We start from the raw sequence: 16,892 nt of genomic DNA on the forward strand, positions 1-16,892 counted from the left end.
AGCACCCTCGCGAGCGCTCTCCACAGGTGCTCCTCGCGCCCGCTCGCGTGTGGGTGGTGCCGAGGAGAATCGGGGCATGACGACGAGGCCGGGCGAGGGGGCGGAGGCGCTGGAGGCGCCCCCGCTCGAGCCGCGCTCGGCTGCCGAGATCGCGGCGGATGCGGAGCTCGATGCATTCTGGCTCGAGCTGTCGGCGCAGGTCGCGGCGATGTCGGCGGAGCAGGTGACGGCTGCGGCCGAGCACGGCGCGCCGATCCCGCCGCTGCCGCGCCCGCCGGAGTCGGCGGCCGAGCGGCGCTCGCGGCTCGACGCGGAGTTCGTGGAGCGGTTCGCGGCGCTCGAGGCCGAGACGTCGCGCATCGAGGGCGAGCGGCGGGCGCTCATGGCCGAGCACCTGCAGCGGATGATCGACCAGCCTGGCGACACCGGCGCGATGCTGCGCGAGCTCGCGTCGTTCGCGGCGGTCGAGGTCGGGCTCGCGTCGACGACGGTCGAGCGGCGCATGAGCGACGCGTGGGCGATCGTCACGACGCTGCCGGCCGCGCACGAGGCGGCGGCCGAGGGCAGGATCACCGTCAGCCACCTGCGCGTGATCGAGGCGGAGACGCGGCCGCTGCGCGAGGACGAGCAGCTTGACGCCGCTGATCGTGAGCGCGTCGTGGCGGCGCTCGTCGATGCGGCGGAGTGCTCGAGCGTGAGCCGGCTGCGATCGCGCGCGAAGCAGGTCGTGAACGACGTGCTCTCGACGCCGTTGCAGGTCCGGCACGATGCGGCGCGGCAGCGGCGGCGGGTGGAGGTGTCGGATGCGGGGGATGGGATGGCGCACCTGTACGCGTTCCTGCCGGCGCTGGAGGCGTACGCGGTGCACGATCGGCTGACGCAGGCGGCGCGCGGGAAGCCGAAGGAGGATCTTCGCTCGTTCGACCAGTTCCGGGCGGATGCGTTCCAGGAGCTGCTGCTGTCGGGTGTGGTGCCGGAGGACCTGCACGGCACGTCCGGCATCCGGGTGAAGCCGATGATCGCGATCCCTGCGGGCGGGCTGTGCTTCGACGGCACGGCGGCGGAGGCCGAGGCTGCTGGTCACCGGTTCCCGGCGATGCTCGACGGGAAGGTGATCGTCGATCTCGACACGGCGCGCCGGCTGGCGGGGGAGGCGTCCACGTGGCTGCGGCTGTTCACGCATCCGGTGACCGGTGTCGCGGTCACGGTCGACTCGTACACGCCGACCGCGGCGCAGCGGCACGTCCTGCTCGGCCGCGACGTGCGCTGCCGAGCACCCGGCTGCGACCGGCCGGCCCGCCGCGCCGATCTCGACCACACGATCGCGTGGTCACAGGGTGGCGAGACGAGCCTGTCGAACCTCGCCCACATCTGCCGCCGTGACCACTGCCTCAAGCACGACTCGCGCTGGGCCGTCGAGCAGCTGCCCGGTGCCGTGCTGCGCTGGACCTCACCGCTCGGACAGGTGATCGACGACGTCCCGGAGCCGGCCGGGCCGGTCTTCACCGACATGCCCCGCACGAGGCCGAGGCCGCCGAAGCGCACGGCTGCGCAGCGGCGCGCCGACCAGCGCGCAGCGCTCGATCGACTCGGCCGCTGGGACGATCCGACGACCTGGACCGAACCCGATCCCGCGGTGCTGCGCGAGTGGCACGGGGCCCCGCTCGAACCAGCCGCGCATGGCGATCCGAACGCTCCTCCGCCGCCGTTCTGACCGGCCCCGCGACACGCGCCGCACCGTGCGACTGACCGATCGGTCGAACTCTGACCGATCGGTCAGTACGATGGTCGATCGTGACCACTCGCGACACGATCCTGCAGGCGGCGCTCGAGCGCTTCGCCCGCACCGGGTACCTCGGCAGCTCGATCCAGCAGATCGCCGACGACGTCGGCACCTCGAAGTCGTCGGTGCTGTACCACTTCGAGTCGAAGGAAGCACTCCTCGAGGCGGCGATGCAGCCGGCGATCGACGCGATGTCGGCGCTCGTCGCGGCGCTCCCGCACGCGGGCCCCGACAAGCTCGAGGCGGTGCCGGCGCTCGCGACCGGCTTCGTCGACGTCCTCATGGCGCACAGCGCCGCCGTCTCCGTCTTCGTCACCCAGCGCGGCGCGCTCCGAGACGTGCCGGTCATCGGCCGCGCGAACGCCCTCGTCGACGCGATCGCGAGCACCCTCGTGCAGGAGGCGCCGAGCGCCCGCGTGCTCACGCGCGTCTCGATCGGGCTCGCGGGCGTCGCCTTCATCCTCGGCGACGCGCTCGACGACGACCGCGAGCACGTCCACCCCGCCGAGATGCGCGAGATCTTCATCGACACGCTCCTCGAGCTGTGCCTGGCGCAGCCCGAGTCCCTCGAGAGCGCCCGCTGATGGCGACGTGGCTCTCCCGCATCGGCGCCGGATCGATGCGCCGCGCCCGCCTCGTCATCGTCGCGTGGCTCCTCGCCGTCGCCGCGGTGCTCGGTGGCGCCTTCGCACTCGGGCCCGACATGCAGGAGTCGTTCGACATCCCGGGCACCGAGTCGCAAGAGGCCCTCGACCGCCTCGGCAGCGTCTTCCCGCAAGTCGCGGGCGCCGCGGTGCAGGTCGTCTACGAGGCGCCCGAGGGCGACTCGATCGAGCAGCACCGCGACGCGATCGAGCGGCAGGTCGACGAGATCACCGCGATCGACGGCATCGCGACCGCCGTCGCGCCGTGGGACGAGTTCGCCGCCGACCAGATCTCCGACGACGGCCGCATCGCCTACGCACAGGTGCAGTTCGAGCCGCGCGAGACGGGCGGCACGCCCGCGGGCCTCGACGAGCTCGTGGCGACGGCGGATGCGCCGCGCGAGACGGGCCTCGCCGTCGAGTTCGGCGGACAGGTCTTCCAGGCCTCGAGCGTGCCGATCTCCTGGGTCGAGGGCGTCGGCGTGCTCTTCGCCGGGATCGTGCTGTTCGTCACCTTCTGGTCGCTGCTGACCGCTGGGCTGCCGCTCATCACCGCGCTCGTCGGCGTCGGCATCACGATGGGCGGGGTGCTGGGCGCCTCGGCGCTCGTGACGGTCTCGAACTCCGCGCCGCTCATGGCGCTCATGATCGGTCTCGCCGTCGGCATCGACTACGCGCTCTTCATCCTTTCGAAGCACCGCTCGCAGCTCGCGCGCGGCATGGGCGTGATCGAGTCGGGCTCGCTCGCGGTCGGCACCGCCGGCACCGCCGTGCTCTTCGCGGGCCTCACGGTCGTCGTCGCCCTCGCGGGCCTCCTGATCGTCGGCATCCCCTTCCTCTCGATCATGGGCATCGGCGCCGCGATCTCGGTCATGATCGCCGTCGCGGCCGCCGTGACGCTCCTGCCGGCGATCATGGCGCTCCTCGGCGAGCGGCTGCGGCCGAAGCCCGGCAGCCGCGCCGCGCGGCTCGCCGAGCGCGACGTCGACGAGCGGCCGACGCTCGGCATGCGGTGGGTCACGGGCATCACGAAGCGCCCGTGGCTCGCCGTCGTCGGCGTGCTCGCCGTCATGGGCGTCGCCGCCATCCCCGCCGCGAGCCTCGAGCTCGCGCTCCCCGACAACGGCCGCGAGGCGCAGGGATCGACCCAGCGCATCGCCTACGACACCCTCCAGGAGGGCTTCGGCGAGGGCGTGACCGGCCCGCTCGTGGTGATGGCCGACATCACCCAGGTCACCGACGTGCTGCCCGTGCTCGAGGCGCTCGCCGACGACCTCGCAGAGATCCCGGGTGTCGAGCGCATCGGCAGCGCCTTCCCCGACGAGACCGTCGACACGGCGATCGTGCAGGTGATCGCCGAGACCGGCCCCGCCGACCCGGCGACCGCCGACGTCGTGCGCGCGATCCGCGACGCCGCGCCGGCGCTCGAGGAGGAGCACGGCACCGCCATCGCCGTCACGGGCGCGACGGCCGTGCAGATCGACGTCTCGCAGCGCCTGCAGGAGGCGCTCCTGCCGTTCGGCATCGTCGTCGTCTCGCTCGCGATCGTGCTGCTCATGCTCGTGTTCCGCTCGATCCTCGTGCCCGTCACCGCCGCGCTCGGCTTCATCGGCTCGGTGCTCGCGGCCTTCGGCGTCGTGGTCGCGGTCATGCAGTGGGGCTGGGGCATCGAGCTCCTGCACGCCGAGCCCGGGCCGATCCTCTCGTTCATGCCCGTGCTGCTCATGGCGGTGCTCTTCGGGCTCGCGATGGACTACCAGATGTTCCTCGTCTCCGGCATGCGCGAGGCGCACGCGCACGGCCACGACGCGGTGAGCGCCGTCCGCCACGGCTTCGCGGCGAACGCGCGCGTCGTCACCGCCGCCGCGCTCATCATGTTCTTCGTCTTCTTCGCCTTCGTCCCCGAGGGCATGGCGATGATCAAGGCGATCGCGCTCGGCCTCGCGGTCGGCGTCGCCGTCGACGCCTTCCTCGTGCGCATGACGCTCATCCCTGCGCTCATGACGCTCATGGGGGAGCGGGCGTGGTGGCTGCCGCGCTGGCTCGACCGCGCGATGCCCGAGATGGACGTCGAGGGCGAGACCCTCGGTCGGCACCGCGACGCGCTCTCGTGGGCGGCGGATGCGGGTGGCCACCTCGCGCTCGAGCACTTCCGTCCCGAGGTGGACTGGCAGCAGCCGGGCGACGCGTCGTGGACGCTCACCGCGCCGCGCGGCGCGGTCGTGCGCCTCGGCGGCGGCTTCGCCGACCGCCAGCGGCTCGCGCACGCCCTGGTCGGCGACGTCGACGCAGCGGGTCGTGCGCAGCTCGGCGGCGCCGCGCTGCCCGGCGACGTCGCGACCCTCCGGAGCCGCGTCGCGATCGTCGACCTCGACGGCCACGTCGAGTCGGCGCACCAGGCGGCGCGTGCCGCGCTCGCGCTGCGGAGCCCCTTCGCGCCCGGCCCCGTGCTCGACCGCCGCGCGGACGCGCTCGTCGCCCGCGCCGGCGAGGCGCTCGGCGCGCCCATCGACGCGGCCGCGCCGCTCTCGCGCCTCGCGCCGCTCGAGCGGGCCGCCGTGCTCATCGCGATCGCGGTGCTGCGCGCACCGAGCCTCGTCTGGATCGACGCCGCCGCGGGCGCCCCGACCGGCGCCGCTCGGCTCGCGGCGCGGCTCGCGGGCCCGGACGCCACGATCGTCACGAGCGAGGCTGCGCCCGAGGCGCACGGTCGCGCCGCGATCGACGTCGAGCCCGCCGACGCGGCCGAGGAGGACCGCCTCGCCGCCGAAGCCGCATCCGCCGCCGACGCCCAGCAGACCGACCCGCCCGCCGAGGCGCTCGCGACCACGGGAGCAGACCGATGACCAGCTCGCTCAAGAAGGCCGTCGCGCTCACGACGGCGGCCGTCACGCCCTTCGCCGTCGCCGCGCTCGCGGCGTGGTCGATCGGCCCCGCGCTCGACGGCGACCGCGACGTGCCCGCCGCCGTCGTCAACAGCGACCGCATGCTCACGACGACCGCGGAGGACGGCACCGAGTCGGTCATGTTCGCCGGCCGGCAGGTCGTCACCGACCTCGTGGGCGACGAGGACGACGGCTTCGAGTTCCGCATCCTGAACGCGGACGACGCTGCGGCCGCGCTCGCGGAGGGCGAGGTGCGCGCCGTCGTCACGATCCCCGCCGACTTCTCGGAGCGCGTGCTGAGCCTCCAGGGCGACGACCCGCAACAGGCCGGCATCGAGATCGTCACCGACGCCGCCTCGAGCGGGCTCGCGTCGAGCCTCGCGACCGAGACGGGGGAGTCGATCGTCGCCTCCTTCGGCGACGTCGTCACGACCGGCTTCATCTCGGGGCTCTACGGCGGCCTCGGCACGCTCGGCGAGCAGCTCGGCACCGCGGCCGACGGGGCGGATGCGCTCGGCGCGGGCGGCACGCAGCTCGAGTCGGGGCTCGGCGACCTCGCCGACGGCCTCGACCAGCTCGGCGCCGGGGCGGGCTTCGCCCAGGACGGCGCGGACCAGCTCGCCGACGGCGCGGGGCAGCTCGCGACCGGGCTCGGGGGCGCCGACGCCGGCATCGGCCAGCTCTCGAGCGGGGCGGCACAGCTGCGCGACGGCCTCGACGCCTACACCGGCGGCGTCGACGCGCTCGCCGGCGGCGCTCGCTCGCTGAGCGACGGCGTCGACGCCTACACCGACGGCGCCGAGGCCTTCGCGCGAGGCGTGCAGCAAGCGGGGGACGAGCTGCGCACTGGCCTCGGCGGCGCCGCGGAAGCGGGTGGCATCGGCCAGCTCGAGGACGCGCTCGACGGCCAGGCGGCGCTCGCGGCATCGCTGCTCGCGGCGCTGGAGGCCGACCCCGCCACCGACCCCGCTGCGATCGTGCAGGCGCAGCAGCTCGCGGGCGCGCTCGCGCAGCTCTCGCAGCAGGACATCAGCGGTGCGCTCACCGCGGGCCTGCTCGCGGCGACCGCCGACCTCTCGGCGCTCGACACCGCAGCCGAGCAGCTCGTCGGGGGCGGTGCGCCGCTCCGCGACGGCGCCGCGCAGCTCGCCGACGGCGCGGCCCAAGCCTCGGCGGGGTCGCCCGCGCTCCGATCGGGCGCCTCGCAGCTCGCGAGCGGGCTCGCGCAGCTCGACGGCGGCTTCGGCGCATCGGTCTCGGGCGCCTCGCAGCTCGCCGGCGGCGCCGACGAGCTCGCGGCCGGGCTCGGCGACCTCGGCTCGGGCGTCGGCCAGCTCGCCGCGGGTGCGCGCTCCGCGCAGTCCGGTGCCGGTGACCTCGGCGATGGCGCGCGCGAGCTCGGCGACGGGCTCCGCCAGGGCGTCGACGCCCTGCCGCAGCTGAGCGAGGGCGAGCTCGACGACCTCGCCGACGTGGCGACGAACCCCGTCGGCTTCGACCTCGAGGAGCGCCGCGCGCTCCCGAGCGGCGAGGCGCGCATCGGCGCGCTCGCCGTGCCCGTGGGCCTGTGGCTCGGCGCCCTCGCGCTCGTGCTCGTGCTCGCCCGCTCCGCTCGCCGGGTCGCGGCATCCGCCGAGACCGACGGCCGCGTGCTCGCCGCGCTGCTCGTGCGCTCCGCGTGGATCGTCGCCCTGCAAGCGGTGCTCGCGGCGCTCGTCGTGCACGCGATCGGCGGCGTCGCGTGGTCGGCGCTGCCCATCACGCTCACCGTCTCGCTGCTCTTCGGCGCGGTCGCGACGCTCGCGAACCTCGCGCTCACCGCGTGGCTCGGACCGGTCGGCGCGGTCGTCTCGCTCGTGCTGCTCGTGCTCCAGGCCGTCGCCGCGGGCGGCGTGCTGCCGCGCGACGTGCTCGGCTCGTCGTTCGCGTCGATCGCGCCGGTGCTGCCGATGACGCACGCCGTCGACGCGCTCGTCGCGGCCGCGGCCGGCGCCGGGTGGTCGGGCGGATCGATCGGGATGCTCGTGCTCTTCGCCGCGATCGGGCTGCTCGCATCCCTGCTCGCCGTGCGGTCGATGCGCAGACGGGAGACCGCGGCGCGCATCCGGGCGCTCGATAGCCTGGCGCCCGCGACGGCATGAGGGAGGACGACGTGGATCGAGAGGGCGTCAGCGCGCGGCCGTGGCTGCGGCACTACGGCGAGGGCGTGCCGGCCGAGATCGAGGTGCCCGACGGCTCGCTCATCGACCTGCTCGGCGACGCGGTGCAGCGCTTCGGCGACCGCGTCGCGCTCGAGTTCTTCGGCGCCGAGACGACCTACGCCGAGCTCGGCCGCCGCGTCGCGCGGGCCGCGGAGGGCCTGCGGCGGCTCGGCGTGGGAGCGGGCGACCGCGTCGCGATCGTGCTGCCCAACTGCCCCGAGCACATCGTCGCCTTCTACGCCGTGCTCCGCCTCGGCGCGGTCGTCGTCGAGCACAACCCGCTCTACACGCGCGGCGAGCTCGAGCACCAGTTCCGCGACCACGGCGCGACCGTCGCGATCGCGTGGGACAAGGTGGCTCCGCTCGTGCGTGAGATGCCGGGCGTGCGGCACGTCGTCGCCGTCGACATGACCGCGAGCATGCCGCTCGGCAAGCGCCTCGCCCTGCGACTGCCGATCGCCAAGGCGCGCGCCGCGCGTGCCCAGCTGACGGCGCGCGCGCCGGGCGCGACGCCATGGCCGCGGCTGCTCGACCAGGGTGCGGTCTTCGAGTCGCACGCGCGCCCCACCGCCGACGACCTCGCCGTCATCCAGTACACGAGCGGCACGACCGGCTCGCCGAAGGGGGCGATGCTCACGCACCGGAACCTGGGCGCGAACGCCGCCCAGGGCCGGGCGTGGGTGCCGGGCCTCGTCGCCGGGCGCGAGGTCGTGTACGCGGTGCTGCCGATGTTCCACGCCTACGGGCTCACGCTGTGCCTCACCTTCGCGATGAGCATCGGCGCGCGGCTCGTGCTCTTCCCGAAGCCCGACGTCGAGCTCGTGCTCGCGGCCGCCAGGAAGCATCCGCCCACCTTCCTGCCGGCGGTGCCGCCGATCTACGACCGGCTGGCGCGCGCCGCGGTCGAGCGCGGCATCGACCTCTCCTCGGCACGCTTCGCGATCTCGGGCGCGATGCCGCTCACGACCGAGATCCTCGAGCGGTGGGAGGCCGCGACGGGCGGCCTGCTCGTCGAGGGCTACGGCATGACCGAGGCATCGCCCGTCGTGCTCGGCAACCCCGTCGGCCGCTCGCGTCGGCCCGGCGCGGTCGGCGTGCCCTTCCCGAGCACCGAGATCCGCGTCGTCGACCCCGAGGAGCCGAGCCGCGACCGCGCGCCCGGCGAGGCCGGCGAGCTGCTCGTGCGCGGGCCGCAGGTGTTCGGCGGCTACTGGGGCAAGCCCGACGAGACCGCGGCGACGCTGCTGCCGGGCGGCTGGCTCCGCACGGGCGACATCGTCGAGGTCGACGCCGACGGCTTCGTGACGATCGTCGACCGCATCAAGGAGATCATCATCTCCGGCGGCTTCAACGTCATGCCCTCGGAGGTCGAGGCGACGCTCGTGCGGTTCGAGGGGGTGACGGATGCGGCGGTCGTCGGCCTGCCGCGCGACGACGGCTCCGAGCAGGTCGTCGCGGCGGTGACGGTCGACGGCGACGTCGACCTCGAGGCCCTCCGCGAGCACTGCCGCGGATCGCTCGCCGCCTACAAGGTGCCGCGGCGCATCGAGGTCGTCGACGAGCTGCCGCGCTCGCAGATCGGCAAGGTGCTGCGGCGCGAGGTGCGGGAGCGGCTGCTCGCGGACTGACGCGCGCGCTACGGCTGGGCGGGATCCGCGGCGGACCTGGCGTCGTCGGCGGCGTCCGCCGACGCATCGACCGCGAGGTGCTCGCGCGCGAACTCGAGCGTCTCGGTGAGCATCCGGAGCCGCTCGCGCTCGTTGCGGGCGTAGCGGGTCTTGATCTCGGCGACGACCTGCCCCGTCCATCGCCGCTCGGCGAGCATGCGCAGCACCTCCGCGACGGGCTCGTTGCCGCGGCCCGGCAGGAGGTGCTCGTCGAAGATGCGCCCGCCCTCGGCCGCGACCCCGTCGGTGAGGTGGAGGTGCCGCAAGCGGTCGCCGAGGTCGAGCGCGAGCTCCATCGAGTCGCGCTTCGCGAGCGCGCAGTGCGAGAAGTCGAGGGTCGCGTGCTCGACGTCCATCTCGCTCGGGTCGATGCCAGGCAGGTACGCCTGCCGGTCGATGCCGCCCGCGGCCCACGGGAACATGTTCTCGACCGCGACCTCGACGCCGTGCTTCCGCTCGGTCTGCCGCACCGCATCCTCGAACGTGCGCGCGTACTTGCCCTGCCAGCGGAACGGCGGATGCACGACGACCGTCGGCGCGCCGACGGCGACGGCGAGCTCGGCCGAGCGGTCGAGCTTCACGAACGGGTCGCGGCCCCACACGAACGTCGTCAGCAGCACGACGGGCGCGTGGATCGCCATGATCGGCTGCTCGTACTGCGCCGAGAGCTCGAGCAGCCGCTCGGGGCTGCGCGTCTTCGCGTCGGTCGTGACCATCACCTCGACGCCGTCGTAGCCGGCCTCGGCCGACAGGCGGAAGCCGTCCTCGACGCCCTTGGGGAAGACGGAGATCGTGCTCAGCCCCACCGTGATCATGGTCACGACGGTAGACCCTCCGGGTGAGTGCCGCGTTCCAGGCAGCGGCCGCGGCGCTGATCTGACATCCCTCGCGGCGTAGGATCGGGCCATGCCTGAGATCGACATCAAGCCGCGCTCGCGCGCCGTCACGGACGGCGTCGAGGCCACGACGAGCCGAGGGATGCTGCGGGCCGTCGGCATGGGCGACGGCGACTGGGAGAAGCCCCAGATCGGCATCGCGAGCTCGTGGAACGAGATCACGCCGTGCAACCTCTCGCTCGACCGCCTCGCGCGCTCGTCGAAGGAGGGCGTGCACGCGGGCGGGGGCTACCCGCTGCAGTTCGGCACCGTCTCGGTCTCGGACGGCATCTCGATGGGCCACGAGGGCATGCACTTCTCGCTCGTGAGCCGCGAGGTCATCGCCGACTCCGTCGAGGTCGTCGTGAACGCCGAGCGCCTCGACGGCACCGTGCTGCTCGCGGGCTGCGACAAGTCGCTCCCCGGCATGCTCATGGCCGCCGCGCGGCTCGACCTCGCGAGCGTCTTCGTCTACGCCGGCTCGATCGCGCCGGGCTTCGCGAAGCTCAGCGACGGCACCATCCCGCAGTCGATGACGATCATCGACTCCTTCGAGGCCGTCGGCGCATACAAGGCCGGCAAGATCTCGGCCGAGGACCTGCACCGCATCGAGTGCGGATTCGCGCCCGGCGAGGGCGCGTGCGGCGGCATGTACACGGCCAACACGATGGCGTGCATCGCCGAAGCGCTCGGCATGAGCCTCCCCGGCTCGTCGACGCCGCTGTCGGCCGACCGCCGCCGCGACTACTACGCCCGCCGCTCGGGCGAGGCGGTCGTCGAGCTCCTCCGCCGCGGCATCACCGCCCGCGACATCCTCACGAAGGAGGCGTTCGAGAACGCCATCACCGTCGCCATGGTGCTCGGCGGCTCGACGAACGCGGTGCTCCACCTGCTCGCGATCGCGCACGAGGCGCAGGTCGAGCTCGACCTCGAGGACTTCCGCCGCATCGGCGCGCGCTCGCCGCACCTCGCCGACGTCAAGCCCTTCGGCGCCTACGTCGCGCAGGACTTCGACCGCGTCGGCGGCATGCCGGTCGTGATGAAGGCGCTCCTCGACGCGGGCCTGCTGCACGGCGACGCGCTGACCGTCACGGGCCGCACGCTCGCCGAGAACCTCGCCGAGCTCGACCCGGCGCCGATCGACGGCACCGTCGTGCGCGCGCTCGACGACCCCATTCACGCGACCGGCGGCCTCACGATCCTCGACGGCTCGCTCGCGCCCGAGGGCGCCGTCGTCAAGACGGCCGGCTTCGACGCCGAGGTCTTCGAGGGCCCCGCGCGCGTGTTCGACCGCGAGCGCGCCGCGATGGACGCGCTCACGAACGGCGAGATCCGCGCGGGAGACGTCGTCGTCATCCGCTACGAGGGCCCGAAGGGCGGCCCCGGCATGCGCGAGATGCTCGCGATCACCGCCGCCATCAAGGGCGCTGGGCTCGGCCGCGATGTACTACTGTTGACGGACGGCAGATTCTCAGGCGGCACAACCGGCCTGTGCATCGGCCACATCGCCCCTGAGGCGGTCGACTCCGGTCCGATCGCCTTCGTGCGCGACGGAGACCGCATCAGGGTCGACATCGCCGCTCGCTCGCTTGACCTGATCGTCGACGAGGCAGAGCTCGCCTCCCGGCGTGAGGGCTGGGAGCCGCTGCCCCCGCGCTACTCGCGCGGAGTCCTCGCCAAGTACGCCCGTCTCGTGCAGTCCGCCGCTCGCGGAGCCGTCACGGGCTGACGACACGTCCGTCAGCAGCCAGGAGAGCCATGCCCATCACCGCCAGGCCTGCGCCGCCGCGCAGCGCCGAGCCCCCGACCCTCACCGGCTCGGGAGCCGTCCTCAAGTCGCTCGAGCTGCTCGGCGTCACCGACGTCTTCGGCATCCCCGGCGGCGCGATCATCCCCTTCTACGACGAGCTCATGCAGCAGTCGGCCATCCGTCACATCCTCGTGCGCCACGAGCAGGGCGGCGGCCACGCCGCCGAGGGCTACGCGGCCGCGACCGGCCGGGTCGGCGTGTGCCTCGCGACGAGCGGTCCGGGCGCGACGAACCTCGTCACCGCGCTCGCCGACGCCTACATGGACTCGGTCCCGATGGTCGCGATCACCGGCCAGGTGTTCAGCCACCTCATCGGCACGGATGCGTTCCAGGAGGCCGACATCACCGGCATCGTGATGCCCATCACGAAGCACACCTTCCAGGTCACGCGCCCCGAGGACGTGCCGGGCGCGCTGCGCGCGGCGTTCCACATCGCATCCACGGGTCGTCCCGGCCCCGTGCTCGTCGACATCACGAAGGACGCGCAGCAGGACTCCGCGCCGTTCGTGTGGCCCGATCGCGTCGACCTGCCCGGCTACCGGCCGGTCGTCAAGGCGCACGGCAAGCAGATCACCGCCGCGGCGCAGCTGCTCGCGAGCTCCGAGCGCCCGCTGCTCTACGTCGGCGGCGGCGCCATCCGCGCGAAGGCGTCGGCGGAGCTGCTCGAGTTCGCCGAGTCGACCGGGGCGCCGGTCGTGACGACGCTCATGGCGCGCGGCGCCTTCCCCGACTCGCACCCGCAGCAGCTCGGCATGCCCGGGATGCACGGCACGGTCCCCGCGGTGCTCGCGTTCCAGGAGTGCGACCTCATCGTCGCGCTCGGCGCTCGCTTCGACGACCGGGTGACCGGCAAGGTCGCCGAGTTCGCGCCGAACGCGAAGGTCATCCACGTCGACGTCGACCCCGCCGAGATCTCGAAGATCCGCACCGCCGACGTGCCGATCGTGGGCGACGTGCGCGAGGTGCTGAGCGACCTCTCGATCGCGTTCCAGGAGCTCGCGGCGAACGAGCGCCCCGACCTCACCGACTGGTGGGAGCGGCTGCACGGACTGCAGGAGCGCTTCCCGCTCGGCTTCCCCGAGCCGAGCGACGGCAAGCTCTCGCCGCAGCACGTCATCCAGCGCATCGGCGAGCTCACCGGCCCCGAGGCGATCTACGCGTCGGGCGTCGGCCAGCACCAGATGTGGGCGGCGCAGTTCATCCAGTACGAGCGCCCGAACGCGTGGCTCAACTCCGGCGGCGCCGGCACGATGGGCTACGCCGTGCCGGCCGCGATGGGCGCGAAGGTCGCCGAGCCCGAGCGCGTCGTGTGGGCGATCGACGGCGACGGCTGCTTCCAGATGACCAACCAGGAGCTCGCGACCTGCACGCTCAACGACATCCCGATCAAGGTCGCGGTCATCAACAACTCGTCGCTCGGCATGGTGCGGCAGTGGCAGAGCCTCTTCTACGAGGGCCGGCACTCGTTCACCGACCTCGAGACCGGCGACGACGCGAAGATGATCCCCGACTTCGTCAAGCTCGGCGAGGCCTACGGCTGCCTCGCGATCCGCGTGACGAAGCCGGAGGAGATCGACCCGGCCATCAAGCTCGCGCTCGAGACGAACGACCGACCGGTCGTGATCGACTTCATCGTCTCGAAGGACGCGATGGTGTGGCCCATGGTGCCGCAGGGCGTCTCGAACTCCTTCGTGCAGTACGCCAAGGAGCACAGCCCGGTGTGGGAGGAGGAGTGATGAGCACGCACGTCCTGTCGCTCCTCGTCGAGGACAAGCCGGGCCTCCTGACCCGTGTGGCGGGCCTGTTCGCCCGCCGCGGCTTCAACATCGAGTCGCTCGCGGTCGGCAAGACCGAGGTGCCGGGCCTGTCCCGCATCACCGCCGTCGTCGACGTCGAGGACCTGCCGCTCGAGCAGGTCACGAAGCAGCTCAACAAGCTCATCAACGTCGTGAAGATCGTCGAGCTCGAGCCGGCCCAGTCGGTGCAGCGCGAGCACATGCTCATCAAGGTGCGCGTCGACAACTCGACGAGGTCGCAGATCCTCGAGGCCGCGACGCTCTTCCGCGCGCGCGTCGTCGACGTCACGACCGATGCGCTCGTGATCGAGGTCACGGGCGACTCCCCGAAGTGCCAGGCGCTGCTGCGGCTCCTCGAGCCGTACGGCATCAAGGAGATCGCGCAGTCGGGCCTGCTGGCCATCGGCCGCGGCGGCAAGTCCATCAGCGAGCGCGCGCTCAAGCAGAGCTCCTGATCCACAGAACCAGACGAAGGAGACAGCATGACTGAGGTCATCTATGACGACGGTGCCGACCTCGGCATCATCCAGGGCAAGAAGGTCGCCATCATCGGCTACGGCTCGCAGGGCCACGCGCACGCGCAGAACCTGCGCGACTCGGGCGTCGAGGTCCGCGTCGGGCTCCAGCCCGAGTCGAAGAGCCGCCAGAAGGCGACCGAGCAGGGCTTCGAGGTCGGCACGCCGGCCGAGGTCGCCGAGTGGGCCGACGTCGTCGTGCTGCTCGCCCCGGACCAGCACCAGCGCCACATCTACAGCGGCGAGGTCGCCCAGCACATGGGCGAGGGCAAGACGCTCCTGTTCAGCCACGGCTTCAACATCCGCTACGGCTACATCGAGGCGCCCGAGGGCGTCGACGTCGTGCTCGTCGCACCGAAGGGCCCGGGCCACACGGTGCGCCGCGAGTTCCAGGCCGGCCGCGGCGTGCCCGTGATCGTCGCCGTCGAGAAGGATGCGTCGGGCTCGGCGTGGCAGACGGCGTGGTCGTACGCGAAGGCCATCGGCGGCCTCCGCGCGGGCGGCATCACGACGACCTTCACCGAGGAGACCGAGACCGACCTGTTCGGCGAGCAGGCCGTGCTGTGCGGCGGCACGTCGCAGCTCGTGCAGTACGGCTTCGAGACCCTCATCGAGGCCGGCTACCAGCCCGAGATCGCCTACTTCGAGGTGCTCCACGAGCTCAAGCTCATCGTCGACCTCATGTGGGAGGGCGGCATCGCGAAGCAGCGCTGGTCGATCTCCGACACCGCCGAGTACGGCGACTACGTCTCGGGCCCGCGCGTCATCAGCCCCGACGTGAAGCAGAACATGCAGGCCGTGCTCGCCGACATCCAGTCGGGTGCGTTCGCGAAGCGCTTCATCGAAGACCAGGACGCCGGCGCGCCGGAGTTCACGAAGCTCCGCGAGCAGCAGCAGGGCCACCCGATCGAGGAGACCGGCAAGAAGCTGCGCGCGCTCTTCGCCTGGGAGCAGCCCGACGCCGACTACACGGACGGCTCGGCCGCCCGCTGACGACCGGCTCTTGACGAGGAGGGGACCCCGAGCGGGGTCCCCTCCTCGCATCCGCACTCACGGTGACCACCGGCCTCCCGCGAGATGCACGCTCTTGCGGTCCGGCGCGCGCAGAGGCCGCAGGAGCGTGCACATGATCGGGCGATGGCGCTCGGTGCGGCTCGCTCACAGCCAAGCGCGCTTGGGTGGGCCGCATGGCTTCGCTCTGGCTCGACACCGCGCCCCCGATCGGCTTCGACGAGGCGGGCCGGCGCGACGCCGACGTCGCCGTCGTGGGCGCCGGCATCACCGGCCTCATGACCGCGGCGCTGCTCGCCGGACGCGGCGCTCGCGTCGTCGTGCTCGAGGCGCGCGACCACGTCGGCGCCGTCGCGACCGGCAACACGACCGCGAAGGTGAGCCTCCTGCAGGGCGATCGGCTGCACCGCGCGCTCGGGCTCGCGCGGCGCGACGCGGTCGAGGCCTTCGTCGAGGGGTCGATCGCGGGCCAGTCGCGGCTCCGCAGCCTGCTCGCCGCTCGCGGCGCGCCCGCCGAGGAGCGCACGGCGATCTCGTTCGCGTTCACCCCCGCGGGCGTCGCGGCGCTCGAGCGCGAGGTGGAAGCCGCGCGCGGGCTCGGCATCCCGGTCGAGTCGAGCGGCGCGGAGGCGCTGCCGTTCCGCGTCGCCGGCGCGATCCAGCTCATCGAGCAGGCGCAGGTGCAGCCGGTCGCGATGCTCGCCGCGCTCGCCGCCGAGCTGCGCGAGCACGGCGGGCGCATCGTGCGCGCGGCGGTGCGCTCGGTGCGCACGGTCGGGCGCGGCGTCGAGCTCGAGACCGGCAGCGGCGTCTGGCGCGCGGGCACGGCGGTGCTCGCGACCGGCTCGCCGGTGCCGGCGCGCGCGACATCGGCGCTGCTGACCGCGAGCCGCTCCTACGCCGCCGCGTACCGCACGAGCGCCCCGCTGCCCGAGCCGATGGCCATCAGCGTCGACTCGCCGAGCCGCTCGATCCGCAGCGCCGCCGGCCCGGGCGGTGCGGTGCTCGTCGCCGGCGGCCCCGGCCACGCCGTCGGCCGGCACGCCGACCCACGGCGGCTCGTCGACGAGCTCGACCGCTGGGTGCGGTCGTACTGGCCCGACGCCGAGCGCACGCACGTGTGGAGCGCGCAGGACTACGCGACGCCCGACCTGCTGCCGTGGATCGGTGCGCGACCGGGCTCGCGCGGGCGCGTGCTGCTCGCGACCGGCTTCGACAAGTGGGGCATGTCGAGCGGCGCGATGAGCGCGCTCGCGCTCGCGGGCCGCATCGCGGGGGAGGAGCCCGAGTGGGCGCGCACCCTGCGCCGGCGCGGCACGACGATCGCGGCGCTCGGCCAGGCCGCGGGCGCGTTCGGCGCCGTCGTCGCGGCCGATGCGCGCGCGACCGCGTCGGCGCTCAAGCCCGCGAGCACGCCCGCGGAGGGCGAGGGCGAGCTCGGCCGCGAGGGCCTCCGGCTCGTCGCGACCTCGACGGTCGACGGCGAGACCCGGCGGGTCTCCGCCCACTGCCCGCACGTCGGGGCGCTCGTCGCCTGGAACACGCAGGACCGCAGCTGGGACTGCGTCGCGCACGGCTCGCGCTTCGCGCCCGACGGGTCGCGCCTCGAGGGGCCCGCCGACTGCCCGCTGCGCGCGCTCCGCCGCGCGCCGCGCGAGCCCGTCGCGGGCTGAGGGCCGACCTCCGAGGACCGTGGCAGGGTGGT

The 16,892-nt window shown here is 73.6% G+C and carries 11 protein-coding genes; 10 read left to right on the forward strand and 1 reads right to left on the reverse strand.

What is annotated here, in order from left to right:
* The first annotated feature begins 76 nt into the window (after window positions 1-76).
* The 5 genes from L332_RS29330 to L332_RS19920 all read left to right on the forward strand — a co-directional run bounded on the left by L332_RS29330 (window position 77) and on the right by L332_RS19920 (window position 9,141).
* Complete coding sequence (locus L332_RS29330; protein ID WP_021010018.1) at window positions 77-1,714, forward strand: HNH endonuclease signature motif containing protein; 1,638 nt, start codon at window positions 77-79, stop codon at window positions 1,712-1,714.
* Between the two features lie 80 nt (window positions 1,715-1,794).
* Entirely contained in the window at window positions 1,795-2,367 is a 573-nt protein-coding gene (locus L332_RS29335; RefSeq protein WP_021010019.1) for a TetR/AcrR family transcriptional regulator, read from the forward strand.
* Complete coding sequence (locus tag L332_RS19910) at window positions 2,367-5,273, forward strand: MMPL family transporter (protein ID WP_021010020.1); 2,907 nt, start codon at window positions 2,367-2,369, stop codon at window positions 5,271-5,273. Before L332_RS29335 ends, L332_RS19910 begins: the two co-directional genes overlap by 1 nt.
* Entirely contained in the window at window positions 5,270-7,453 is a 2,184-nt protein-coding gene (locus L332_RS29340) for a YhgE/Pip domain-containing protein (RefSeq protein ID WP_021010021.1), read from the forward strand. Before L332_RS19910 ends, L332_RS29340 begins: the two co-directional genes overlap by 4 nt.
* An 11-nt stretch (window positions 7,454-7,464) precedes the next feature.
* The gene (locus tag L332_RS19920) at window positions 7,465-9,141 is read left to right on the forward strand and encodes a long-chain-fatty-acid--CoA ligase (RefSeq protein ID WP_021010022.1); all 1,677 of its coding nucleotides are present in this window, start codon (window positions 7,465-7,467) and stop codon (window positions 9,139-9,141) included.
* An 8-nt stretch (window positions 9,142-9,149) separates the two neighbouring features.
* On the opposite strand, the gene L332_RS19925 is transcribed toward L332_RS19920, so the two are convergent.
* On the reverse strand, window positions 9,150-9,995 hold the full coding sequence (locus L332_RS19925) for a sugar phosphate isomerase/epimerase family protein (protein WP_021010023.1): 846 nt from the start codon (window positions 9,993-9,995) through the stop codon (window positions 9,150-9,152).
* 91 nt (window positions 9,996-10,086) lie between these two features.
* On the opposite strand from L332_RS19925, the gene ilvD reads away from it, so the two are divergent.
* The 5 genes from ilvD (at window position 10,087) to L332_RS19950 (ending at window position 16,860) form a co-directional block, all read left to right on the forward strand.
* Entirely contained in the window at window positions 10,087-11,784 is a 1,698-nt protein-coding gene (gene ilvD / locus L332_RS19930; RefSeq protein ID WP_021010024.1) for a dihydroxy-acid dehydratase, read from the forward strand.
* A 29-nt stretch (window positions 11,785-11,813) separates the two neighbouring features.
* Complete coding sequence (locus L332_RS19935) at window positions 11,814-13,601, forward strand: acetolactate synthase large subunit (RefSeq protein ID WP_021010025.1); 1,788 nt, start codon at window positions 11,814-11,816, stop codon at window positions 13,599-13,601.
* The gene (ilvN, locus tag L332_RS19940) at window positions 13,601-14,116 is read left to right on the forward strand and encodes an acetolactate synthase small subunit (protein ID WP_021010026.1); all 516 of its coding nucleotides are present in this window, start codon (window positions 13,601-13,603) and stop codon (window positions 14,114-14,116) included. The genes L332_RS19935 and ilvN overlap by 1 nt, the downstream gene beginning before the upstream one ends.
* 27 nt (window positions 14,117-14,143) lie before the next feature.
* Window positions 14,144-15,169: a ketol-acid reductoisomerase gene (gene ilvC, locus L332_RS19945; RefSeq protein ID WP_021010027.1), complete on the forward strand. Its 1,026-nt coding sequence runs from the start codon at window positions 14,144-14,146 to the stop codon at window positions 15,167-15,169.
* 194 nt (window positions 15,170-15,363) lie between these two features.
* Window positions 15,364-16,860, forward strand: a complete 1,497-nt coding sequence (locus L332_RS19950; RefSeq protein WP_021010028.1) for an FAD-dependent oxidoreductase — start codon at window positions 15,364-15,366, stop codon at window positions 16,858-16,860.
* Window positions 16,861-16,892: the final 32 nt, after the last annotated feature.

It is taken from the genome of Agrococcus pavilionensis RW1, assembly GCF_000400485.1.
Lineage (GTDB): Bacteria > Actinomycetota > Actinomycetes > Actinomycetales > Microbacteriaceae > Agrococcus > Agrococcus pavilionensis.

Coding starts and splice junctions, on each gene's coding strand:
- L332_RS19935 (WP_021010025.1), top strand. CDS start 11,814: ATGCCCATCACCGCCAGGCCTGCGCCGCCGCGCAGCGCCGAGCCCCCG.
- L332_RS19950 (WP_021010028.1), top strand. CDS start 15,364: ATGGCTTCGCTCTGGCTCGACACCGCGCCCCCGATCGGCTTCGACGAG.
- L332_RS29340 (WP_021010021.1), top strand. CDS start 5,270: ATGACCAGCTCGCTCAAGAAGGCCGTCGCGCTCACGACGGCGGCCGTC.
- L332_RS19910 (WP_021010020.1), top strand. CDS start 2,367: ATGGCGACGTGGCTCTCCCGCATCGGCGCCGGATCGATGCGCCGCGCC.
- ilvC (WP_021010027.1), top strand. CDS start 14,144: ATGACTGAGGTCATCTATGACGACGGTGCCGACCTCGGCATCATCCAG.
- L332_RS29330 (WP_021010018.1), top strand. CDS start 77: ATGACGACGAGGCCGGGCGAGGGGGCGGAGGCGCTGGAGGCGCCCCCG.
- ilvN (WP_021010026.1), top strand. CDS start 13,601: ATGAGCACGCACGTCCTGTCGCTCCTCGTCGAGGACAAGCCGGGCCTC.
- L332_RS19925 (WP_021010023.1), bottom strand. CDS start 9,995: ATGATCACGGTGGGGCTGAGCACGATCTCCGTCTTCCCCAAGGGCGTC.
- ilvD (WP_021010024.1), top strand. CDS start 10,087: ATGCCTGAGATCGACATCAAGCCGCGCTCGCGCGCCGTCACGGACGGC.